The following is a 21474-nucleotide window of genomic DNA, read 5'->3' as shown; positions in this document are numbered from 1 at the left end:
GATAAAACAAACACTGGAGCATGAAACTCGATAGAAAACTTAAAAATGCCTTGTGTTTTTTGATAAACACAGGGCATTTTTAAGTTTATGGGGTTTGAGGGAAGTAATTCATTTGCTCGTCATATTCTGCATAGTCAAAGTAAATCATTGGGAAGAGGAATCGATGATTCGTTTTGAGTTCTCGTAAAATAACATGATCTCGTCCTGCAGCTTCAACAACACCTCTTACAGTGAGGGTGTTTCCAGAAGGAGATACTGCATGTTCGAAAGAAAAGTGGAAATTCCCCGGTTTTCCACGATTTAAACGTAAAATATTTTCAATGAATGATTGCTCTCTTGCCGGGAAGGCTGGATTTGTTCCAGGTTGCACAGGTTGCCCAGGAGGCACTTGTGTAGTACCAGTTGGAAATGGTGTACCACTAGGATAAGACGGTGTAACAGTAGGATAATTGGGTGTCCAATAATATTGAACCATAACATCTTCCTTTCAAATTATTATACTTGTGGGCAATCCTCTACTGATGGGGTAAAGAAGCAATGGGCTATAAAGCGGCCTGTGTTCAATTGCCCATACCAGTTATCTGGGCAATCACCTTCAAGGCAGAAAAGCCATAAAAGCTAGGGTAGCGGGGTGGAAACGTTCACCATTAATCACACGCTGGGCAATTTCCAATCGGAATCCCTCGCTCGTTGGTAAAAGTAACCCTGTGTAGTTGCTTCAAAGCCACCAGGACTTTGAAAGACCATTCATCCTCTGCCCAATGAGTCTAGCTAATAGATCCAGTTCTCTTGGAGTTAATTTCACAACAGGCATCACATAACCTCCTCTTCTTTATATATGAAAATTCAAGAAAATAAGAACCATAATATGTGTATAAATTTGTCGGGACTAGGGAAATAATTTTAAAAATGAAACGTCCCTTCAAATGTGACTAGAAAGAAAAAAGATGGATTTTTTTGTATAATTTCAAGTAGGGTCAGAATGTAATTGATGTAATAATACAGAAAGAAGTGTTCGTTCATATGCAGTTTATTTTTGATTTAGATGGTACGATTTGTTTTGGAGGTAAGCCTGTTGCTGAGTCTATTTTATATAGTTTAGAGAACTTAACAGAAAAAGGTCATGAGGTGATTTTTGCTTCTGCTCGTCCGATTCGCGATATGCTACCAGTATTACATAAAAGATTCCATGGCTATAAGATGATAGGTGGCAATGGGTCTTTAATGTGTAAGAACGGAAATGTGAAGCAAAATGCCGAGTTTGATGTTATTACCCTAGAGCACATAAAAAGACTAATGGCAGAATACCATGCTACGTATTTAATCGATAGTGAATGGGATTATTCCTATACAGGATCAGCAGATCACCCTATTTTAAAAAAATTAGACATCAAAAAACTTGCAGTCAATAGACCATTAGAAAAGTTAGAACATGTAGTTAAGATAGCTATTCTGACTTCATATAATATGGTGGGTTTACGAAAAAAATTGGAGAAATTAGATGTTATTATACATACTCATCATCAAGAGGGTATGTTAGATATTAGTCCATGTGGAATTCATAAATGGAGTGCTCTACAAAAACTAGGTGTTCGAAAAGGAAAATATATTGCTTTCGGCAATGATGCGAATGATGTAACCATGTTCGAAAATGCTCAACATAGTGTTATGATTGGACAACATCCCCTGTTAGCACACTATGCGGATGAAAGTATTGAAGATGATACGTTAATAGAAGAAAATATTATTGAAAAGCTTGCGGAATTAGATAAGCGATTTGCGTATTAAAAAAATCCAGCTCACCTTGTTAAAAGGGTGCTGGACTTTTTCATTCATTATTTAACAGCTAAGTATTTTACTAATTTTTCGTTATCCATAATGTTGCCAACGAAGAATTCACCGAAGTCAGCGTAGCGAGCTGAAACTTCATCAAAGCGCATTTCGTAGATTAATTTTTTAAATTCTAATACGTCATGAGCAAATAATGTAACGCCCCATTCATGATCATCAAAACCGATAGAACCTGAGATGATTTGTTTTACTTTACCTGCATAACTGCGGCCGATTAAACCGTGAGAACGCATTAATTCACGACGTGCATCCATTTCCATCATGTACCAGTTAGCGCCTTTTTGACGGCGTTTATCCATAGGGTAGAAGCAAATATGTTCCCAACGTGGTAGTTCAGGATATAAACGTGCACGAACATGTGGGTTTTGATATGGATCTTCTGCTGGTTCATCACCAGATTGTTTTCCTGCTAAGTAGTTAGAAAGTTCAACTACAGATACATAAGAATAAGTAGGAATTGTAAAATCAGCAATAGCTAATTTGTTGAATTCGTTTTCAAGATCTTGTAGTTCTTCCATTGTTTCGCGCATCGTCATTAACATGAAGTCTGCTTTTTGACCCAGAATAGAGTAGAAAGCATGACTACCAGTTTTCGCAATATCAGCTTCGTTAATTTTTTCTAGATAATTGATAAATTCATCAACTGCTGCTTGACGTTCTTCTTCAGAAACTAATTTCCAAGAAGCCCAATCGATTGAACGGAAATCATGTAATACGTACCAGCCATCTAGTGTTTGTGCTGCTTCGATCATAAGTGTGGACACTCCCTTTTATTGAGAATCATTCCCTTTGATTTTAACATAAATGCGTAGTAGAAGTATCTAGAACGCTTTAGTTTCATGAATTTGACATGAGATATTTGGCTAAATCATGTATGCTTATTATACCAACATAAAATTAATTCAGGAGAATGAACGATGAAGGATTATTTACAACAATCAGTTTGGCGTTTTTGGGATCAATCTGTAAGTGGAAAAGGTCATTCGCCATTAGAATCATTTGCGGCAGATGATACACTATGCCAATTAGTAGGTCAAAGTCAATCACCATCCACCATTAGAACGTGGGTTCATGATGAATCGGTTGTTCTTGGTATTCAAGATCACCGTTTACCACATATTCAAGAAGGGATGGAATTATTAACAAAGAGAGGGTTTGCACCCATTGTACGTAATTCAGGGGGGCTAGCTGTCGTATTAGACCCAGGGGTATTGAACATTTCAATTGTTTTATCTGAACGAGAGAATAAAATTGATATTAATGCAGGTTACGATATTATGGTTGAGTTAATTAAGCGATTATTTCCTCAAGCTGCGGATAAAATTGAAGCATATGAAATTGTGGGTTCATATTGCCCAGGTTCGTATGATTTAAGTATTGATGGCAAAAAGTTTGCAGGGATTTCACAAAGACGTTTGCGTCAAGGAATTGCGGTACAAATCTATCTATGTATTGAAGGAAGCGGAGTAGAAAGAGCAGAACTTATACGAGATTTCTATAAGGTTAGTTTGCAAGGGGAAGAAACGAAGTTTAAATATCCTGTTATTCACCCAGAGGTAATGGCTTCACTATGTGAACTACTAGATGAACAGCTAACAGTGCAGCAAACCGTAATAGAGTTACAACAATTATTAGCAACTCTATGTGATGAACTAAAAATAGGTACATTGCAAGCAGATGAATTGGATTTATATACATTTTATTTAAAAAGAGTTCTCGACAGAAATCAATCTATGCTGTCAAAAGATTAATTCCTTCGGTATTATTTCTCTCATGCTGTCGATTTCCCGGGAAATTTGCTATTTTATTTTCTATAATGCGCTGTTAATATATGATCGTTAATATTGAAAAAACAGTACCCATTAAAATAGCATTCTAAAGAAATTGTTCAAAAGCTTCTTGGACAACCTTTTTGTGAAGAGTAACCGCAGGAGAACGCAAAAAAACCTGATTGCTAAACTTTTAAGTTTAGCAATCAGGTTTTTTCATTCATTCCTCGACACCAACAGATGCATCATCTTTTTTAACAAGATTTCCATTTCGCTCCATTGTAAAAACAGGTGCAATATGTTCATCTTCTGTGCCAAGTGTCATTAAACGTCTTGCGCGGTTCATTACGTGCATAAATTGATCGTAATCTTTTTTCATATTACGATGTTCTTTCTCTAAACGGAGTACTTCTTTTTCTAATCGTGATGCTTTGTCGTTTGCTATATTTGCTAAATGACGCCATCTTGTCACTTCTTCATCGTGGAAATCACTTTGTTGTAAACGCATTAAGTATGCTATTACAAGATCAATTGACATTGCAGAAAGTGGAATCGTACGCGTTACTTCAGGATGTTTTTCATTTGGTAGTAAATAGAGTCCAGCTGTTCTTCTACGAGCTGACGTACCATAAATACGCATTCTTTCCTTACGCTCTTTTTTTGCAAGAGATAGTTCTTTCTCATAGTTTTTACGAACCACTGCATTCCAACGGAAACCGCAAGCAGCAGCAGTACGATTCAACGCATCACCTGCTTCTTCAAAAGCGGTGAGTTGTGTACTCCCTTCTTTAACATGACGTAATACAGCTTCAGCTAATAATTCATCATTTTCATGTAACCAAGCATCTTGTCTAGTTTTCATTTTTTAAACCTCCTATATGATTCATAGGATTAGCGTAGACAGTTTTTATCTTTTTTATTCATAAACTTATAATAGTTTTGTGAGTATTATGTCTTGAATGAAAGATAGAAAATACGATACACTATTACATAGACTTTAAACTGAGATATAGAAAGGGTTGTAGACAAGATGGCAAACGAATTTCGTGTTTGCGATGAATGTCAGGCCGTTAATTTAAAAACATTAATTCCAAAGCTGAAGGCAATAGATCCTGATGCAACGATAGATATTAAATGCCAATCTTATTGTGGGCCTGGACTTCGTAAAACATTCACAATCGTCAATAATCGTCCATGTGCAGCACATACAGAAGAAGAGTTAATGCCTAAAATTATCGCCAAATTGAAATCACAACACAAATTACCAGAGAGTTATCAAGAAAAAATCTAAAAGTGGAGAATGCTTATTCAGACTAGAAAATCATTAGAAATCCCGAATCAAAACGTTTTTCCGGTTTTCAAACGAGGAACTGAAATGACTCGAAGTACTAGCGCCTAAATCTGGATTAATAGAAATATATCAAAAAATTCTTCATAACACGACTTTTTCCACCTTTTAATAAGGTGGTTTTTTCATTTATAATGAAAAAATATAGTACATCATGAAACTTTTTAAGAGAGTGAGCGGAGGTGCCAAATTTGAGTTATGCGACAAAAAAATTAGCAGAAGAAAAAGTATTTAAAGATCCAGTTCATCGCTATATACATGTCCGAGACCAAGTAATTTGGGATTTAATCAGTACAAGAGAATTTCAACGTTTACGTCGTATTAAACAACTTGGGACAACTTATTTAGTTTTCCATGGAGCAGAACACAGTCGGTTTAGTCATTCTTTAGGAGTTTATGAAATTGTACGTCGAATGGTTGATGATGTGTTCAAGGGTAGACCAGAATGGGATGAAAGCGAACGTTTAGTCGTACTATGTGCAGCTTTATTACATGATTTAGGTCATGGTCCATTTTCGCATGCATTTGAACATGTTTTTGACCTTGACCATGAAGAATTTACAAGAGCGATTATCAAGGGGAACACAGAGGTAAATGAAGTATTAACTCGTGTCGCACCTGATTTTCCACAAAAGGTTTCAGATGTCGTTGCCAAAACATACGCAAACAAACAAGTGGTCAGTATGATATCCAGTCAAATTGATGCAGACCGCATGGATTATTTACAAAGAGATGCGTATTTTACAGGCGTTAGCTATGGTCACTTTGATATGGAAAGAATACTGCGTGTTATGCGTCCGCAAGAAGAACAAGTAGTGATTAAATCGAGTGGTATGCATGCTGTTGAAGATTATATTATGAGTCGCTATCAAATGTACTGGCAAGTTTACTTTCACCCTGTATCTCGAAGTGCAGAAGTAATTTTAACCAAAATCCTTCATCGTGCAAAAGAATTAAGCAAAGAGAATTATAAATTTATCCAAGAACCTACTCATTTTAAGGCATTTTTTAATAACAAAATTGAGTTGGAAGATTATATTTCACTAGATGAAAGTATTCTATTGACCTATTTCCAAATGTGGACAAAAGAAAATGATCCGATATTAAGTGATTTAAGTCGCCGTTTTATAAATAGAAAGCTATTTAAATACATTGAATTCGATCCAGCAAATGAATATGAAAAGCTAAGAGATTTGGAAGATTTATTTATCCAAGCGGGGATGAATCCTAAATATTATTTAGTGCATGATTCAATATCTGATTTACCATATGATTTCTATCGTCCGGGTGAAGAGGAAGAACGTGTACCTATACAATTATTAATGCCAAATGGAGATATTAAAGAATTATCCCGTTGTTCTGAAATTGTTGATGCGGTCTCAGGTAAACGTCGATCAGATCATAAATTATATTTTCCAGAAGATGCATTATTACAAAACGGAAAACAAAAAACATTACGAAAACAAATACTAAATGTGTTGAGAGGATAAATCTTCTCAGGGAGGAGAAAAAATGTGCTAGAAGAACACGCAAAAGTTGTACAATTTGTGTCGTTAGCAAAACAAGTCACTGGTCGTAAAAAATTACAAAAGATGGTTTATATCGCAAAGAAAATGCAATTTCCATTCCATGAAAAATATCATTTTCACATCTATGGTCCTTATTCAGAAGAGTTAACATTACGCGTGGAAGAACTATGTACGATGGGCTTTTTAACAGAGCAAATGGAGGACAAGGGTTCATATGTTCAATATTGCTATAAGGTAACAGATAAAGGGAAAGACTTTTCTAATGCTTTGTGCGAGGAGCAACAAAATTTAGGTCAAATTGTTGATATATTGAATAATAAAAGTGCAAGATTCTTAGAGCTTGTATCAACATTGTTGTACTTTGATGAATTACCTAAAAATGAACAAATTGAAAAGATACATGTCGTAAAAGGAAAATTAAATTTTACAGAACAAGAAATGGATGACGCTTTTGAAATAATTGGCGCAATTTCCCAATTTAAAGTCAACTAATTTTTTGATCAATAAAAAGTGTATTCGATTTTTCTGTCGGATACACTCACTTTTTTAGGCATTATTTTAGGCTATTATCAATTAGAATAGAATGTCTATGAAGCGGAAGATGGCGACTCCTGCGACGAAGCTAGCGAAGCGATGCAGGAGCACAATGTTTTAGCTTCCGAGGAGGCTCACCGCTCGCCCGCGGAAAGCGCCATCTGGAGCGGAATACTAAGTTTGATCATCTTAAAATAAAAAAGAAAAAACCTGTAGACTATAATATTTCTAGTTCATCTACAGGCTAAGCCACATACTTATATGTGGCTTTTTGTATACGATATAAATCCAAAACGAGATTATTATTGTTCGCTTTTTCGAACGCCACCGATAGCATAGTGTTCTTTTTTCATTTCTTCAATGATAATTGTTACATTTTCTTTTGGAGCATTGACAGTTTCTGAAATGGCTTCTGTTACTTTTTCAACTAGGTTATGTTTTTGTTCGTCTGTACGACCTTCAATCATTTTAATAGTAACTACAGGCATTCTAAGTCCTCCTCGTGTAAAATATAGTGTATATTCGTTATAATAACAGAACGGAGGGATTTAGCGAAATGGCAAATGAAGAAAAATCTAAAAAAATGGAATTTACAATTATAAAAAACAATCCAACTGATGGTCACAAAGGATTTGGCATCGGATCACTATCACTTGAAAATGTTTCACCGGTTATTATCGATATCAACGAAAAAACAGCAGAAGTTGATATCGGTGCTATGCATGCTCGTAGTGCAGTAGAAAAAGGGATAAAATTTACAACAGACCGTACCGACTCAGAAGGTGGAAAACCATATTGGTTAGTTTGGGTCACTATCGAACAAAAACCAGAAGGCGCATATTATGCTGGTGTAACAGCGTGTGAAATGGTTGTTAATCGTGAAAAACGCCGTGGCTATAAAATACTAGCAGACCATGTTAATAAAATGGATAAATCAATGAAACGACACATTATCGTAGATCATATGGATGCGTCTTCTAAACAAGTGTTAGGAGAATTCTTAAAGAACTTTAACGAAGAAATGTGGCAACAAAGTGATTCTATTCTACGTAAAGAATTAGGGTTTTAGAGTGTGATTCCTTGAATTATCTATGACATTTTCTAAGCTTTTCAATACATAGTTGAAACTGTCATGGAAAGGAAGTAAACTTAAAACAAAGCTTACAAAAGTAGGCTAGGACAAATGCTTATAGAATTTGCAGAAGTGTTATGTGGCATTTTGTAAAAGACCAAGCCTAATGCTCCATGTTTCTCATATTTCCGTAAGCAAAAAAGCTTTCACTCCAATGGATAACGGACTCTGTTGGATTGGAAGCTTTTTATTTAGGACTATGATGTTTTGATGCTCATTAGTAATTAGGGTTAATGCAAAAGGCTTTGCCAACAGTCAAACAAACTGAAGGCAAAGCTTTAACTTGTTAAAAATTATTCAAAGAACGAAAACGGAAATAGACTCCACGATTCATCAGTATCTTTCGTTAAATCTTTTAATATGGTTGGATCTGTACATTTTTTCTTTGGAACATCTTTTTTCTTTAGATAAACAACTCGTTGTCTACTACAGCTTTTTGTTGCAATACCACCTGTTTCTACATCGACGATTGCTGCTTCAACTCCATTTGGCGCGATAAAAGGTTCACTAGCCATATCTTTTTGCGCTTTTTCCATAAAGTCAATCCAAATTTGCTTCGTAGCACGACTATCTGCGTCGCTTGTCATTTGTTTTCCTTGATCATAACCATTCCAAACACCAGCTGTTAATGAAGGAGAGAACCCAATCATCATTTGATCTGTAATAGTTGTTCCAGATTTTGCAGCATACGGTCTTGTTTGTTTGTTTCGAAGGCTAATGCCCGTTGCAGGAGCATAATCATTAAATACAGGGTCGAACATGCCCGTCATTAATTGTGTCAAAATGAATGCATCGTCTTTTTTCAATATTCTTTTTGATTCTTTATGTTTATCTAATTTGTAAATAACTTTACCATCTACATCTTTGATAGATAAAACGGTAATAGGAGTTCTCTTAACCCCACCTGCAGCGATAGTATTATATGCAGAAGTAATATCTTTCAAGGAAACTTCCGTTGTGCCTAAAGCTACCGATGGTGTATTTTGTACAGTTTGGCCTATCCCAAAACGATCTAACATTTGTTTGAATTTACGATAGCCAACTTCTTCAAACGTTTTAACTGCATAAATATTGTCTGAAATCGCAATAGCTTGTGCCATTGATAATGGATGATTTGCAAATTTTCCATTTACATTCTTTGGCTCGTATTCAGAGCGTCCACCATCATATGTGAAGATGGTTTGTTCTGTATTCATAAATGTTAAAGGTGAGAAATTATTTTCTAAAGCAGTAGCATACAAGAATGGTTTAATAGCTGAACCAGGTTGTCTTTTAGCTTGTATAGCACGATTAAATGGACTTTTAACATACTGACTTCCACCAACTAATGCTGTAATATAACCAGTTTTCGGATCCATGCTGACAAAACCAACCTCAAGTCCTGATTTAGGTAGATTTTTTTCAATTGCTGCTTCAGCTGCTTGTTGATGATAAGGATTTAATGTTGTTTGAATGGTCCATCCACCTTCTTCAATTCTTCGGCCACTCTTCTCTAATATTTTTTGAGCTTCTGCCCATACTGTATCGATAAAGTATGGTGCATTCGATTTTTCATTGTCCCATTCATCATATTTGAAAGTTAGTTTTTCTTGTTGTGCGCGTTCCTTTGCATCTTTTGATATCATATTTTGTTTTTGCATTATTGATAATATAAGTTGTTGTCTTCCATGATTTTTTTCTTCATTAGCAAGTGGCGAGTAAATACTAGGGCCTTTTGGTATTGCGATTAATGAGGCTGCTTCTCCAAGCGTTAAATCTTTGGCAGATTTAGCAAAGTAGTACCTGCTCGCTGCCTCAACTCCATACATTCCATGCCCAAAGTAAACTGTATTTAAGTAACCTTCAAGTATTTTATCTTTATCGTAAAAAGTTTCTAAACGATAAGAATATAGGGCTTCATTTATTTTTCTTAGCCACGTTTTATCATGTGAAAGATACAAGTTCCTTGCATACTGTTGTGTAATTGTACTGGCACCTTCTACTTTTCCCATAGCTTTTAAGTCTTTTAGTAAAGCTCCCGCAATACGAGTGTAGTCAAACCCATGATGATTATAAAAATTCTGGTCCTCCGTAGCGATAAGTGCTTCGGTTACGAAGGGAGAAATTTCATCAAGACCTACCCAGTAGCGTCTTTGCTGTGAAAACTTATCTCCTATTTGATCTCCATTTGCATCTAAGAAAATAGTTGCTTTCGGGACAGTTAAGGAAGGAGCTCCTGTAATTTGAGCATATATGCGGAGTGAGAACAGAGCGGTTGCAAATGCTGAGCCGCACACAATAACCCAAACTATTATTTGCCGTAGTCTTAGCTTCTTTTTCCGCTGCCGATGATATTCAGCTCGGTTCATTCAATCGCTTCCTTTCTTATTGTTAGAATCTAGTATGTGAAGTGTTTGGATAAACTAAACGGAAGAAAACCACGAAATTTGACAAATAAAAGCGGAGGCGACTCGCTAAGTTTTGTCGGTCAAATGTTCTTCACGCGAAGTGGGTGCTTGCACTTCAATCACGAGATGATGAAATGACCTAGAGTTTAAATAAAATAAAAAAAGATACCAATTACCATTTGGTAATCGACATCTATCATTTAATCTAAATGTGAATATTATTATAATGAATAATTTAGTTTTTACCTTGTGAGGTTGCTTGCATCAAAGCCCGGTCTGTTGCTGTTACAAGTTCTGAAATACTTTTTCTGTTATCGGGGAAGTTAGCAATGCCGATAGAGATGGTAATTGAAATTTTATGTCCATCCATTATAGTATTCATTAAACAAAGCTCTTAGAAAATAATCCGTATTTTGGCAAAAAACAATATAAAATGTAGTATTATCTATGTTTTATAGAAATAATAAGCATCTATTAGAATGTTGTATCTTGAAAACAAGTGTAATCCTATCCTATAATAAAAAGGTTATATTAAGAAGAAAACGGAGGCGTCGTAAAATGTCAGATGCACTTACAGCACCCGTAAAATTAAAAGTAATAACAACCATTACACAACAAGATACAAAGCCCGAGCAGTATGAACTATGGTCTGAGGGTACGATTATGCAAAAACGTGATCAAATTTATTTGCGCTATGAAGAAGTACAAGAAGGACAGCACATGCAAACGACTCTACGATTTGGTCAAGAAGATGCCATTATCATCCGCAATGGCGATATTAAAATGCGCATGCCATTTGTACTTGGACAAGCACAAAAGGGTCACTACAATAGTGAATATGGACAATTACCAATCGTTACTCTAACGAAAGAGATTAAATTCGAACCGTCCGAATCTTTACAAAACGGTCGATTTTATTTGCAATATGAACTACTAATCGGCGGACAATCTGTCGGAGACTATGCTTTAGAACTGAACTATACGGAGGGAAATAAATGAATGCAGTAGAACAAGTTCAACAAGCCGTTAAAGAAGCGCTTGTTGCAGCGATTCAAAAAGCAGAACTTGTAGAAGATACAAGTGCATTGAACATTCACTTAGAAACACCAAGAAACAAAGAAAACGGTGACTACGCAACAAATATTGCGATGCAACTTACAAAATTAGCAAAAAAACCACCACGTGCTATCGCAGAAGCTATTTTAGCAAGCCTTGATACAGAAGGTACAAATATTGAAAAAATAGAAATCGCAGGCCCAGGATTCATGAATATCACTTTACGCAAAGATTATTTAGCTGAAGTCGTAACAACTGTTCTTAATCAAGGTTTAGATTATGGCCGTACCAATGCTGGCAAAGAAGAAAAAGTCCAAGTTGAGTTCGTATCTGCAAACCCTACTGGCGATTTACACTTAGGGCACGCACGTGGAGCATCTGTTGGTGATTCTCTATGTAATGTTTTAGATTTTGCAGGTTACAATGTATCACGTGAATACTATATCAATGATGCGGGGAACCAAATTACAAAATTAGCAAAATCTTTAGAAGCACGCTACCGTGAAGCGCTAGGTTTAGAATCTAATATGCCTGAAGATGGTTACCATGGTAAAGATATCATCGTAATTGCTCAAGAATTATCTAAAGAATTTGGCAAAGATGTATTAGAAAAATCGGATGAAGAACGTTTTGAATTCTTCCGTGAACATGGTTTAAAACACGAGTTCGGTAAACTTCAAAAAGATTTAAAAGACTTCCGTGTAGATTTCGATGTATGGTTCTCTGAAACTTCTTTATACAAAGAAGGTAAGGTACAAATTGCACTTCAAAAACTAAAAGACAATGGTCATGTGTTTGAACAAGATGGTGCAACTTGGTTCCGTTCTACTCCATTCGGTGATGATAAAGATCGCGTACTTATCAAATCAGATGGTTCTTACACTTATCTAACACCAGATATCGCATACCATGAAGATAAATTACGTCGTGGCTTTGATAAACTGATCAATATTTGGGGAGCAGACCACCACGGTTACATCCCACGTATGAAAGCAGCTATCGAAGCACTTGGATATGACCGTGACACATTAGAAGTAGAAGTAATCCAAATGGTTAACCTTCTTCGTGATGGTGAAAAGGTCAAAATGTCTAAACGTACAGGAAATGCAGTAACATTACGTGAACTAGTAGAAGAAGTAGGATTAGATGCAGTACGCTACAATTTTGCAATGCGTGCTGGCGATACTCACTTAGATTTCGATTTAGATTTGGCTGTTAAACAATCAAATGAAAACCCAGTATACTATGCACAATATGCACACGCACGTATTAGTTCAATCTTACGTCAAGCATCAGAAAAAGGTCTTGCACCTTCAACTGAACATCTTGACACATTATCATCAGAAAAAGATATTGAAGTATTGAAAAAAGTTGGTGACTTCCCACAAGTCGTAGCAGATGCAGCACGCGTACGCGCACCACACCGTATTGCAAACTACATCCAAGAATTAGCAGCAACATTCCACAGCTTCTACAATGCAGAAAAAGTTCTAGATGCTGAAAACAAAGACCGCTCTGAAGCACGCCTAGCCCTAATCACAGCAGTCCGCATAACAGTCGCAAATGCACTAAAATTAATCGGAGTTTCTGCACCAGAAAAAATGTAATATTAAGTGCTGAGGACGCTCGATCAGCTTTATCGGCCAAATGTTCCTCCGACAGAGGGGCGTTTTTGCCCCGTCCGAGGAGGGTTATCTGGCCCGAAAAGCTAGCGTCCGAAGCCGGATAATATTAAGTACTGAAGGCGCTCGTTTAGCTTTATGAAAGGAAGTTCGGCTAAGTTCGCCACTTCCTGTGGCAACGCCGAACGCCCTCGCATCCCTGCGAGGCAAATGTTCCTCCGACAGAGGGGCGCTTTTTGTGCCCCGTCCGAGGAGGGTTATCTGGCCCGAAAAGCTAGTGTCCGAAGCCGGATAATCTAAGTGTTAAACGCTGCGTCGGTCCAACACTGGCACTTGTTCCAGAAATATAAGAAAGGACATTACATATTTAGTTATGTAATGTCCTTTTATTTACTTTTTTTCTTTATTTTGATCTTGATAAGGCGAAATTCTATTTTTGTTACGGAGTGAATTACTGTTTCAATTTAGTAAAATGGAATTGTGATAATATCATTTCCTCTAATGTTTATTCTGATTCAGAAAAAGCAAGTTTACCTTCGGTATAAGGTATATGTTCCACGAAAACTTCTACATCATTTCCGTTTGCATCTTTCCCCATTCTTTTATAAGTGTATTTTTCCTCAGTTACTTCTGTTAACTCTACAACACTTTGTGTTCCTTTAGATTTAGATTTGAGAATACGAAATTTTCCACTATTCGTGATAAAGAAAGTTCCATTATCGCGGCTATCTTTTGATGTTTTATCATAGAATTCGTATCTCGATGTTTTATCGTCATATTTTGCAAGGGCAATGAAGTTTGTGTTTTGTTGTGTTAAATCATTATTATTTTTATCATATACTTTTGTTCCTTGCCAAGTTGTACTTCCGAGAATCTTTGCAATTTTTACTCCTGTATTTAACGTTGACTCTTCAATACCCTTTACTTCTGAATTAACGGGTATTTTTGTTCCATTTTTACTACCTGTAGTAATATCTTGTTTACCGAATCCTTGCCATTGACAAGCAGATAAAATTAACATATTTACTAGGACAAGTACCATCAATACTTTTTTCATATTTCAGCCTCCTTAATTTACTACCAGTACCAATGTTACCAATTTATAGAGTTTTAATACTTCTCATTCAACCTCTTTGAGTATTGTGGCGATAATCCAGCTGGAGGTATAAAAAATATAAAAAAGAGAATGATATGTTGAATTCTATTTTGGGAGGAATCATTATGAAAGTTGTTGCAATTGTAGGTAGTATCCGAAAAGATTCATATAACAAAAAACTAGCTGAATTTGTAAAAAAACATAATGCAGATAAGTTTGACATGGAAGTCTTAACTTTAAATGATTTACCTATGTACAATCAAGATAACGAAAATGATCCACCGCAATCTGTTGTAGATTTTAAAGCGAAGGTAAAAGCTGCCGATGCGGTACTTTGGGTAACACCAGAGTATAATGGGTCCATTCCGGGAGTATTGGGTAATGCAATCGATTGGCTATCACGAGTAGATCAAGTCATGATTGGTAAACCTTCTTGGATTATGGGTGCTTCGATGGGAGTATTGGGAACTGCGAAAGCACAAATGCATTTACGCGACATTTTATTTTCAATAGGATTATCATCTCCAATACTAATAGGCAATGATGTATATATTGGGGCTGTGCACACGAAATTTGATGATTCAGGAAATCTAACAGAAGAAGGAACGGTTCAATTTTTAGATAAAATAGTTGGTAACTTTTTAAAGTGGATGAAACAATATTAATTTATGCATGATAATCGTGAACAGCAGTAAAATCTCCTAGAAGAGAAGCTAACTGCTGTTTATTTTATATGTAATTTGTTATTTAGAGAAAAAACAATTGCCAAAACTTATCTTTCACAAAAACCAAATATTCGGTATAATGATAAACAATTCAATATATAAAGAAGTACGGTTCTCGACATATACCAAATGTTGAGTGAAAAGGGAAATCGGTGAAAATCCGATGCGGTCCCGCCACTGTAAGTGTGAGCAACTCGTAAACGGCCACTAAAAAGAATTGATTTTTTGGGAAGGCACGATGCGCGATGAACACAAGCCAGGATACCTGCCGAACTCAGATCACCAAATAACTACGAGGATAGAGTGGGTGCTAGTGTACTTGAATATACTGGAATCATGATGCCTCTCAAAAATACGAGAGGCATTTTTTATGGAGGAGGCATTTTTGTGAAAAAAATTTGGCAACTGGGTTTCTTACTAACAATGGCGTTTGTTCTACTTGTTGGATGCAATCAAAGCGAAACTCAAAAATCATCAACTGAAAAAAGTGAAAAGACTACTCAAACTACGGACAAAACAGCTACATACCCTATGACAGTAAAAGATGCGCTTGGGAATGAGGTAGAATTAAAAGAAGAACCGAAAAAAATCGTATCACTGATCCCAAGTAATACAGAAATCTTATTCGCACTAGGTTTAGACGACAAAATCGTTGGTGTAAGTGATAACGATGATTATCCAAAAGCTGCTACCAAAAAAGAAAAAGTAGGCGATATGCAGAAAATTAACATTGAAAAAGTACTAAGCTTAAAACCAGATGTCGTATTTGCACATGAATCGAATGCAAAGTCAATTGAATCGGGATTACAACAATTGAAAGATGCAGGGATTACCGTTTTTGTCGTAAAAAATGCAACAAACTTTGAAGAAACATATGACACCATCAAACAAATCGGTCAAATTACAAATCAACCACAAAAAGCGGATAAAATCGTTGCTGATATGAAAGCGAAAGTAAAAGAAGTACAAGATAAAGTAGCGAATGTTAAACAACGTACTGCTTTTGTTGAAACATCAGATGTACCTAATATTTACACAGCAGGTAAAGATACATTTATGCAAGAAATCTTCAACTTAGCGAATATAAAAAATGTTGCGGATGATCAATCAGGTTGGTTTAAAATTGATCCAGAGCAAATTGTCAAACGTAATCCCGATACTATTATTGTGATGGAAGATTATGTTCCAAATATCGTAGAGAAAGTAAAAAAACGTCCAGGCTTTGACAGTATTACTGCTGTTAAAAATAACGCAGTTGTGCTAGTAGATCAAAATTTAACAGCTCGTACAGGTCCTCGCCTTGCTGAAGGGTTAGAGGAAGTAGCGAAGGCTGTTTACCCAGAGGCGTTTAAGTGAAAAAGATCATAGTCGGTTATATCGTAGCTGTAATCATCCTATTGATGAGTATATGGCTCGGTATTTCCGTTGGTTCCGTAAAGGTGCCAATCAGTACGTTATGGAATATTGGAGTGGATGAAACAGCAACGAATATTTTATGGAACATTCGAATGCCTAGAGTAATTTTAGCAGGACTTGTTGGAGCAGCATTAGCCGTTGCAGGAACTGCCTTTCAAGGATTGTTAAAAAATCCACTTGCAGATCCATACACGTTAGGAGTGTCATCAGGTGCCTCAGTAGGCGCCGTGATGACGCTCTTTTTCAGTATTTCAACCCCTATTTTAGGTATCTTCACATTACCAACTTTCAGCATGATAGGGGCGCTCTTTGCAATGTTTGTTGTTTTAGGGTTTGCTAAATTAGTCGATCGTACGATGAAAATGGAAACCCTTATTTTAACAGGGATTATTGTGAGTTCTTTTTTAAGTTCCGTGATATCATTGATGATTGCCTTAACAGGAGAAGAACTTCGCCAAATTATTGATTGGTTAATGGGTAGTGTATCGATGAGAGGATGGCCATATATCAAAATGATTTTGCCGTTTATTACTTTCGGAACAATTTTATTATGGCTTAATCGACGTGAACTGAATGCCATGCTGTTTGGTGAAGAACGAGCAAAGTATTTAGGTGTAAATGTGAAGAGAAGTAAGTGGATGCTATTACTCGGTGGTTCTATGTTAACGGGCTCTGCTGTAGCAGTATCTGGCACGATTGGTTTTGTTGGTTTAGTTGTGCCACATATAACACGACTTTTATTTGGAACAGATCATCGTCATTTAATTCCATTATCTTTTATTAATGGTGCATCGTTACTTATTCTATGCGATTTGATAGCACGAACAGTTATTGCACCTACAGAGTTACCGATCGGTGTGATTACATCGTTTATTGGGGCACCAGTTTTTGCTTATATTTTCTTCCGTCAACGTAGAATGAAGGGGGCGTAATAGTATGCTTGCTGTAAAACAACTTAGTGGTGGTTATGATTCCAAGAAGCCAATTGTAAAAGATATTTCGTTTACAGTTGATAAGGGGAAGTTTATCGGAATTCTAGGACCGAATGGTAGTGGAAAGTCCACTCTAATCAAAGTGATAAGCGGGATTTTACCTGCTACTTCTGGAACTGTTCAAATTGATGGCAAAAACTTGAAGGATTATTCCACAAAGGAATTAGCGCGTAAAATGGCTGTGTTGCCACAATTGCATGCTCATGCTTTTTCACATTCTGTTCGTGAAACAGTATCAATTGGTCGTTACCCACATCAAAGTAGCTGGTTTTCAACATGGTCGAAAGAGGATGAAGAAGCAGTTACAGAAGCAATGCAACAAACAGGTATTGCTCAATATGATAATCAAAATTTAGAGTTTCTTTCTGGTGGAGAACAGCAACGAACCTTTGTTGCACAAGCATTAGCACAGCGCTCAGATTTGTTACTATTAGACGAACCAACAAATCATTTAGATATCGAACATCAAAGAAGATTGATGGATATGATTCGGCATGAAGTTGTACATAATGGTCTGACGGTTGTTTCTATTTTTCATGATATAAATTTAGCCTCACTCTATTGTGATCAGTTGATCTTACTTGAGGACGGGCAAATTTATTCAGAAGGTGAACCACATGAAGTATTAAAGGAAAAACATATTAGGGATGTTTATCGTACGGAAGTGTCAAATTATCCACATCCAGTGCTACCGAAGCCACAAATTACGTTAATACCGAAACCACATAATGATATACAAAAGGCAACTTCTATTACAGCCGAGCAAATTAAAGTACGTGATGAGTTTGTTGAGTTGCAAACATCATTTCCATTAAAAACTGTATCATCTGCTGTTCATAATGCAGGATTTGGATGGTTCCAGACATTTATTAATCGTGCCGTAGATATCAAATATATGTGTGAAGATGCGCATGAAGAATTAAAGCGATATTTAGAGAAACACGGTTTTTCACCTTCTAACACAGTTGCAATGATGACAGCCGTTGCCGCGAAGCATGTAGTTATTAGAGAGTTTTCTTCTACTATTAGTAGTATTGTTGTTGCAGTAACCGCAGGTGTTGGAAATGCGGTTGATGTATCAAAAGCCTATGAACGTCCGGAAAAACCACATATAGGAACAATCAATACATGGGTTTTCATTAATGGTACTCTTACGGATGAATCCTTTATGCAAGCGATGATTACGGCAACAGAAGCAAAAACGAAAGCATTAGTAATTGAAGATATAAGAGATACTATTTCAAATACGGTTGCTACTGGGACGTCAACAGATAGTGTGCTCATTGCTGCTACACAAAAAGAACCGTTCTTTGAATATGCAGGAACCATAACAGGAATCGGAAAGCTCATTGGTCACGGTGTATTTGAAACAACACGTATTGCATTACAAGAGTACAAACGTGCGAAAGGAATGCTATAACATGTTTGCACATTTAATTGCTTGCTCACTTGGGGTAATTCTTGATCGATTAATTGGGGATCCACCTAAAATGCCTCATCCTATAAGATGGATTGGTAATACAATTCAGTGGTTAACAAAACGATTAAACATTGGGAAGTTTCGTAGGATGAAGGGGCTTTTACTTGTTATAGTAGTTGTTGGTATCACCACAATTGTAACTTATTTAATTGTTATTGCGGCATATACAGTAGGAACGATTTTCGGTATTTTAGTTGAAAGTGTGATGATTGCTGTTGCACTTGCACAAAAGAGCTTACAACAAGCAGCAAATGATGTCTATACCCCGCTTGTAGAAGGAAATTTGAAAGAGGCCCGTGAGAAGCTATCTTGGATTGTTGGTCGAGATACCGATAAGCTCTCTGTACCAGAAGTAACGAGAGGTGTTGTCGAAACGGTTTCCGAGAATACGAGTGATGGCGTAACAGCACCATTGTTTTGGGCATTTCTCTTTGGGGCGACAGGAATCTGGATGTACAAAGCAGTGAACACGCTCGACTCCATGGTTGCTTATAAAAATGAAAAATACGGTGACTTTGGATTTGTTGCTGCACATACAGACGACATTTTTAATTACATACCAAGTAGAATAACAGGCTTTCTCATGTTGATTGGGACGAAAAAAGAATCGTCACAGCCATTTTCTTATCGTTTGAAAGGTTGGTTAAGAGATGCTAAAAAACATCCAAGCCCGAATAGTGGATTTTTAGAAGCAGCAACGGCCTATCAACTTGGCATTCAATTAGGTGGTACGAATAGCTATAAAGGTGTAATTTCTGAACGAGCAAAAATGGGAGAGCCAGAAACAGAGCTTGCACCAAGACATATTAAAATAGCCATTGAACAAATGCATGCTGTAACAACATTGTTTTGGCTTACAGGCGTAATCATAGGAGGAATTCTCATTGTCGTTACCTAATCATGGTGCCAATCCGCATCTTTTATATGAACAACTTTCTATTGAAAAACCCGGACAAATCATTGATTTTAGTGAAAATGTTAACCCTGCAGGACCGCCGGAATTTATTAGGCAGAATTGGGATGATTTACAGCATCTTGTTGAACGGTATCCAGATCCACAGGGGCAACCATTTTTGTCAGCTGTAGCAAAATACCATGGCGTTCGTGTTAATCAAGTTTTGCTTGGTAACGGGGCTGCGGAAATTTTTTCATTACTTGCGTCAATGTTTCAAAAAAAGCGTGCCATTCTTATTCACCCGACTTTTTCAGAGTATGAAGCTACTTTATCAGCAAACGATGTAGAAATTATTCATCTTGAAGTCGAAGAGATCGTAACGTGGCAACTCCCAATCAACCAAATAATTGAAGAAATGCAACAGGCGGATGTCTTGTATTTATGTACGCCAAATAATCCAACAGGTGTATTGCCGCCAATAGAACAGCTCCTTTTGCTCATAACAGAAGGAAAAAAGGCAAATTGTCATATTGTTTTAGATGAAGCATTTATCGATTGGATTGATGAAGACGCATCAATGATTCCCTATTTAGAAGAAAATCCACATGTTATCATTGTACGTTCTATGACAAAAATGTACGCTATTGCTGGTGTGAGATTAGGCTATATGATTGCATCACCAAGCATTATTGAAAATTTACAAAGAAAAACATCCCATTGGCATATTAACGGATTAGCAGCTGTCATTGGTACAGGATGTTTGGAAGAAAGAGAATATCGAGATCAAGCTATTCGTTATGCACAGAAAAGTAGAGAAGAATTCACTGCTTTTTTACAACAACTAGGCTGTAAAACAACAAAGAGTGTTACGAACTATGTTAGTTTTCAAATACCGATACCACAACATTCAAAAGAATTCTTTCATGCGATGCTCCAAAAGGGATTTGTCCTTCGTCATACGGAAAATTTCCGTGGTATGAATGGAGAATGGTTTAGAGTAGGGATGAAGAAGGAACAAGCAATGAAGGCTTTACAGAAGGGGATGACTTCATGGCTAAAACACAGCTCATCTTTATAACTGGTGGCGTACGTAGTGGTAAAAGTGCTTATGCTGAACAACAATTACGACAATTAGCCGATATGAACCACGCGAAACGACTTGTTTATGTTGCGACCGGGGTAGGGTTTGACGATGAAATGAAAAAGCGAATAGCGAGACATCAAATTGATCGACAAAAACAACAACTAAATTGGGTTACGTTTGAACAACCAACGAATCTGAGCAAATTGCTACATCTCATTCAACCAGGAGACGTGATGCTATGGGATTGTGTCACAACTTGGTTAACTAATGAATTTTATGAAGGCTTTGAAACAGGTATTTGTAATTGGCAACACCCCGAGAAGCTGGAGCAACGTATTCATGATATGAAGAATACTATTTTACAATTACATTCTTTGCAAATCCCGATTGTCATTGTTTCCAATGAAGTGCTTGATGAACCCATATCAAGTAATCAGGAAGTACAACTGTATCAAAGACATTTAGGAAAGCTCCATCAATGGTTTATAAAACAAGCAACACAAGCCATCGAAATTGAATATGGTCATGTTCATCAATGGAAATAGAAAAGGAGGTGAG

At 36.6% G+C, this 21474-nt stretch carries 22 protein-coding genes, 1 pseudogene and 1 riboswitch; of the genes and pseudogenes, 15 read left to right on the top strand and 8 right to left on the bottom strand.

The genetic code is table 11. The features are described 5' to 3' along the window. Positions 1-85: 85 nt before the first annotated feature. Together ACIQ4I_RS14510 and ACIQ4I_RS14505 are read right to left on the bottom strand one after the other, a co-directional pair. Positions 86-475, bottom strand: a complete 390-nt coding sequence (locus tag ACIQ4I_RS14510; protein WP_403097127.1) for a spore coat protein GerQ — start codon at positions 473-475, stop codon at positions 86-88. A 20-nt stretch (positions 476-495) separates the two neighbouring features. Continuing rightward, a pseudogene (locus ACIQ4I_RS14505) lies at positions 496-747 on the bottom strand (cell wall hydrolase); the annotation flags it as partial. Between the two features lie 276 nt (positions 748-1023). On the opposite strand from ACIQ4I_RS14505, the gene ACIQ4I_RS14500 reads away from it, so the two are divergent. Continuing rightward, positions 1024-1788, top strand: a complete 765-nt coding sequence (locus tag ACIQ4I_RS14500; RefSeq protein ID WP_403097126.1) for an HAD-IIB family hydrolase — start codon at positions 1024-1026, stop codon at positions 1786-1788. Positions 1789-1835: 47 nt separating this feature from the next. Here ACIQ4I_RS14500 and hemQ read toward each other — a convergent pair whose 3' ends face one another. Then, a complete protein-coding gene (gene hemQ, locus ACIQ4I_RS14495; RefSeq protein ID WP_403097124.1) occupies positions 1836-2603 on the bottom strand; it encodes a hydrogen peroxide-dependent heme synthase in 768 nt (255 codons plus the stop codon). Between the two features lie 165 nt (positions 2604-2768). Between hemQ and lipL the strand changes: the two genes are divergently transcribed. Next, positions 2769-3602, top strand: coding sequence for an octanoyl-[GcvH]:protein N-octanoyltransferase (gene lipL, locus ACIQ4I_RS14490; protein WP_403097123.1), 834 nt, complete (start codon positions 2769-2771; stop codon positions 3600-3602). Positions 3603-3840: 238 nt separating this feature from the next. On the opposite strand, the gene ACIQ4I_RS14485 is transcribed toward lipL, so the two are convergent. Further along, a complete protein-coding gene (locus ACIQ4I_RS14485; protein WP_403097121.1) occupies positions 3841-4482 on the bottom strand; it encodes an RsfA family transcriptional regulator in 642 nt (213 codons plus the stop codon). Positions 4483-4650: 168 nt separating this feature from the next. Between ACIQ4I_RS14485 and ACIQ4I_RS14480 the strand changes: the two genes are divergently transcribed. From ACIQ4I_RS14480 to ACIQ4I_RS14470, 3 genes are all read left to right on the top strand, one after another. Next, complete coding sequence (locus ACIQ4I_RS14480; protein WP_397536998.1) at positions 4651-4911, top strand: YuzB family protein; 261 nt, start codon at positions 4651-4653, stop codon at positions 4909-4911. 248 nt (positions 4912-5159) lie between these two features. Then, on the top strand, positions 5160-6458 hold the full coding sequence (locus ACIQ4I_RS14475) for an HD domain-containing protein (RefSeq protein ID WP_403097118.1): 1299 nt from the start codon (positions 5160-5162) through the stop codon (positions 6456-6458). Between the two features lie 24 nt (positions 6459-6482). Then, a complete protein-coding gene (locus ACIQ4I_RS14470; protein WP_403097116.1) occupies positions 6483-6989 on the top strand; it encodes a YwgA family protein in 507 nt (168 codons plus the stop codon). A gap of 344 nt (positions 6990-7333) precedes the next feature. On the opposite strand, the gene ACIQ4I_RS14465 is transcribed toward ACIQ4I_RS14470, so the two are convergent. Next, positions 7334-7519, bottom strand: coding sequence for a 2-hydroxymuconate tautomerase (locus ACIQ4I_RS14465; RefSeq protein WP_397537001.1), 186 nt, complete (start codon positions 7517-7519; stop codon positions 7334-7336). 68 nt (positions 7520-7587) lie between these two features. On the opposite strand from ACIQ4I_RS14465, the gene ACIQ4I_RS14460 reads away from it, so the two are divergent. Next, positions 7588-8100, top strand: coding sequence for a YwhD family protein (locus tag ACIQ4I_RS14460; protein WP_403097114.1), 513 nt, complete (start codon positions 7588-7590; stop codon positions 8098-8100). A gap of 356 nt (positions 8101-8456) precedes the next feature. On the opposite strand, the gene ACIQ4I_RS14455 is transcribed toward ACIQ4I_RS14460, so the two are convergent. Then, positions 8457-10511, bottom strand: coding sequence for a transglycosylase domain-containing protein (locus ACIQ4I_RS14455; protein WP_403097111.1), 2055 nt, complete (start codon positions 10509-10511; stop codon positions 8457-8459). Positions 10512-10785: 274 nt separating this feature from the next. Further along, positions 10786-10932, bottom strand: coding sequence for a GGDEF domain-containing protein (locus ACIQ4I_RS14450; RefSeq protein WP_403097108.1), 147 nt, complete (start codon positions 10930-10932; stop codon positions 10786-10788). Positions 10933-11108: 176 nt separating this feature from the next. Here ACIQ4I_RS14450 and ACIQ4I_RS14445 point away from each other — a divergent pair, with 176 nt between their 5' ends. Both ACIQ4I_RS14445 and argS read left to right on the top strand, forming a co-directional pair. Further along, entirely contained in the window at positions 11109-11549 is a 441-nt protein-coding gene (locus tag ACIQ4I_RS14445) for a YwiB family protein (RefSeq protein ID WP_403097106.1), read from the top strand. Then, positions 11546-13213 (top strand): arginine--tRNA ligase, encoded by a 1668-nt coding sequence (gene argS / locus ACIQ4I_RS14440; protein WP_403097103.1) that lies wholly within the window; start codon positions 11546-11548, stop codon positions 13211-13213. The genes ACIQ4I_RS14445 and argS overlap by 4 nt, the downstream gene beginning before the upstream one ends. Positions 13214-13733: 520 nt before the next feature. Here the strand turns inward: argS and ACIQ4I_RS14435 are convergent. Further along, positions 13734-14285 carry a DUF4822 domain-containing protein gene (locus ACIQ4I_RS14435; RefSeq protein WP_403097101.1) on the bottom strand — a complete coding sequence of 184 codons (552 nt, stop codon included), beginning with the start codon at positions 14283-14285 and terminating at the stop codon, positions 13734-13736. Between the two features lie 164 nt (positions 14286-14449). On the opposite strand from ACIQ4I_RS14435, the gene ACIQ4I_RS14430 reads away from it, so the two are divergent. The 7 genes from ACIQ4I_RS14430 (at position 14450) to ACIQ4I_RS14400 (ending at position 21461) form a co-directional block, all read left to right on the top strand. After that, the gene (locus ACIQ4I_RS14430; protein ID WP_403097099.1) at positions 14450-14989 is read left to right on the top strand and encodes an NADPH-dependent FMN reductase; all 540 of its coding nucleotides are present in this window, start codon (positions 14450-14452) and stop codon (positions 14987-14989) included. A 152-nt stretch (positions 14990-15141) separates the two neighbouring features. Then, a riboswitch (cobalamin riboswitch) is annotated at positions 15142-15336 on the top strand. 100 nt (positions 15337-15436) lie between these two features. Continuing rightward, entirely contained in the window at positions 15437-16405 is a 969-nt protein-coding gene (locus ACIQ4I_RS14425; protein ID WP_403097096.1) for an ABC transporter substrate-binding protein, read from the top strand. A 44-nt stretch (positions 16406-16449) separates the two neighbouring features. Continuing rightward, the gene (locus ACIQ4I_RS14420) at positions 16450-17397 is read left to right on the top strand and encodes a FecCD family ABC transporter permease (protein ID WP_403097422.1); all 948 of its coding nucleotides are present in this window, start codon (positions 16450-16452) and stop codon (positions 17395-17397) included. Positions 17398-17401: 4 nt separating this feature from the next. Continuing rightward, the gene (locus tag ACIQ4I_RS14415) at positions 17402-18877 is read left to right on the top strand and encodes an adenosylcobinamide amidohydrolase (RefSeq protein ID WP_403097094.1); all 1476 of its coding nucleotides are present in this window, start codon (positions 17402-17404) and stop codon (positions 18875-18877) included. Position 18878: 1 nt separating this feature from the next. Continuing rightward, the gene (gene cbiB / locus ACIQ4I_RS14410; RefSeq protein WP_403097093.1) at positions 18879-19835 is read left to right on the top strand and encodes an adenosylcobinamide-phosphate synthase CbiB; all 957 of its coding nucleotides are present in this window, start codon (positions 18879-18881) and stop codon (positions 19833-19835) included. Next, positions 19822-20910 (top strand): pyridoxal phosphate-dependent aminotransferase, encoded by a 1089-nt coding sequence (locus tag ACIQ4I_RS14405; RefSeq protein ID WP_403097090.1) that lies wholly within the window; start codon positions 19822-19824, stop codon positions 20908-20910. The genes cbiB and ACIQ4I_RS14405 overlap by 14 nt, the downstream gene beginning before the upstream one ends. Beyond that, a complete protein-coding gene (locus tag ACIQ4I_RS14400) occupies positions 20883-21461 on the top strand; it encodes a bifunctional adenosylcobinamide kinase/adenosylcobinamide-phosphate guanylyltransferase (protein ID WP_403097087.1) in 579 nt (192 codons plus the stop codon). The genes ACIQ4I_RS14405 and ACIQ4I_RS14400 overlap by 28 nt, the downstream gene beginning before the upstream one ends. Positions 21462-21474 lie beyond the last annotated feature (13 nt).

The organism is Rummeliibacillus sp. NPDC094406, assembly GCF_044763875.1.
GTDB lineage: Bacteria > Bacillota > Bacilli > Bacillales_A > Planococcaceae > Rummeliibacillus.
This window is presented reverse-complemented; position numbering and strand designations above follow the sequence as displayed.

Excerpts from the sequence above, each read along its gene's own strand:
- lipL (WP_403097123.1), top strand. The coding sequence starts at position 2,769 with ATGAAGGATTATTTACAACAATCAGTTTGGCGTTTTTGGGATCAATCT.
- ACIQ4I_RS14485 (WP_403097121.1), bottom strand. The coding sequence starts at position 4,482 with ATGAAAACTAGACAAGATGCTTGGTTACATGAAAATGATGAATTATTA.
- ACIQ4I_RS14450 (WP_403097108.1), bottom strand. The coding sequence starts at position 10,932 with ATGAATACTATAATGGATGGACATAAAATTTCAATTACCATCTCTATC.
- ACIQ4I_RS14455 (WP_403097111.1), bottom strand. The coding sequence starts at position 10,511 with ATGAACCGAGCTGAATATCATCGGCAGCGGAAAAAGAAGCTAAGACTA.
- ACIQ4I_RS14465 (WP_397537001.1), bottom strand. The coding sequence starts at position 7,519 with ATGCCTGTAGTTACTATTAAAATGATTGAAGGTCGTACAGACGAACAA.
- cbiB (WP_403097093.1), top strand. The coding sequence starts at position 18,879 with ATGTTTGCACATTTAATTGCTTGCTCACTTGGGGTAATTCTTGATCGA.
- ACIQ4I_RS14445 (WP_403097106.1), top strand. The coding sequence starts at position 11,109 with ATGTCAGATGCACTTACAGCACCCGTAAAATTAAAAGTAATAACAACC.
- ACIQ4I_RS14430 (WP_403097099.1), top strand. The coding sequence starts at position 14,450 with ATGAAAGTTGTTGCAATTGTAGGTAGTATCCGAAAAGATTCATATAAC.
- ACIQ4I_RS14400 (WP_403097087.1), top strand. The coding sequence starts at position 20,883 with ATGGCTAAAACACAGCTCATCTTTATAACTGGTGGCGTACGTAGTGGT.
- ACIQ4I_RS14435 (WP_403097101.1), bottom strand. The coding sequence starts at position 14,285 with ATGAAAAAAGTATTGATGGTACTTGTCCTAGTAAATATGTTAATTTTA.
- ACIQ4I_RS14510 (WP_403097127.1), bottom strand. The coding sequence starts at position 475 with ATGGTTCAATATTATTGGACACCCAATTATCCTACTGTTACACCGTCT.
- ACIQ4I_RS14500 (WP_403097126.1), top strand. The coding sequence starts at position 1,024 with ATGCAGTTTATTTTTGATTTAGATGGTACGATTTGTTTTGGAGGTAAG.
- hemQ (WP_403097124.1), bottom strand. The coding sequence starts at position 2,603 with ATGATCGAAGCAGCACAAACACTAGATGGCTGGTACGTATTACATGAT.
- ACIQ4I_RS14415 (WP_403097094.1), top strand. The coding sequence starts at position 17,402 with ATGCTTGCTGTAAAACAACTTAGTGGTGGTTATGATTCCAAGAAGCCA.
- ACIQ4I_RS14420 (WP_403097422.1), top strand. The coding sequence starts at position 16,450 with ATGAGTATATGGCTCGGTATTTCCGTTGGTTCCGTAAAGGTGCCAATC.
- ACIQ4I_RS14460 (WP_403097114.1), top strand. The coding sequence starts at position 7,588 with ATGGCAAATGAAGAAAAATCTAAAAAAATGGAATTTACAATTATAAAA.
- ACIQ4I_RS14480 (WP_397536998.1), top strand. The coding sequence starts at position 4,651 with ATGGCAAACGAATTTCGTGTTTGCGATGAATGTCAGGCCGTTAATTTA.
- argS (WP_403097103.1), top strand. The coding sequence starts at position 11,546 with ATGAATGCAGTAGAACAAGTTCAACAAGCCGTTAAAGAAGCGCTTGTT.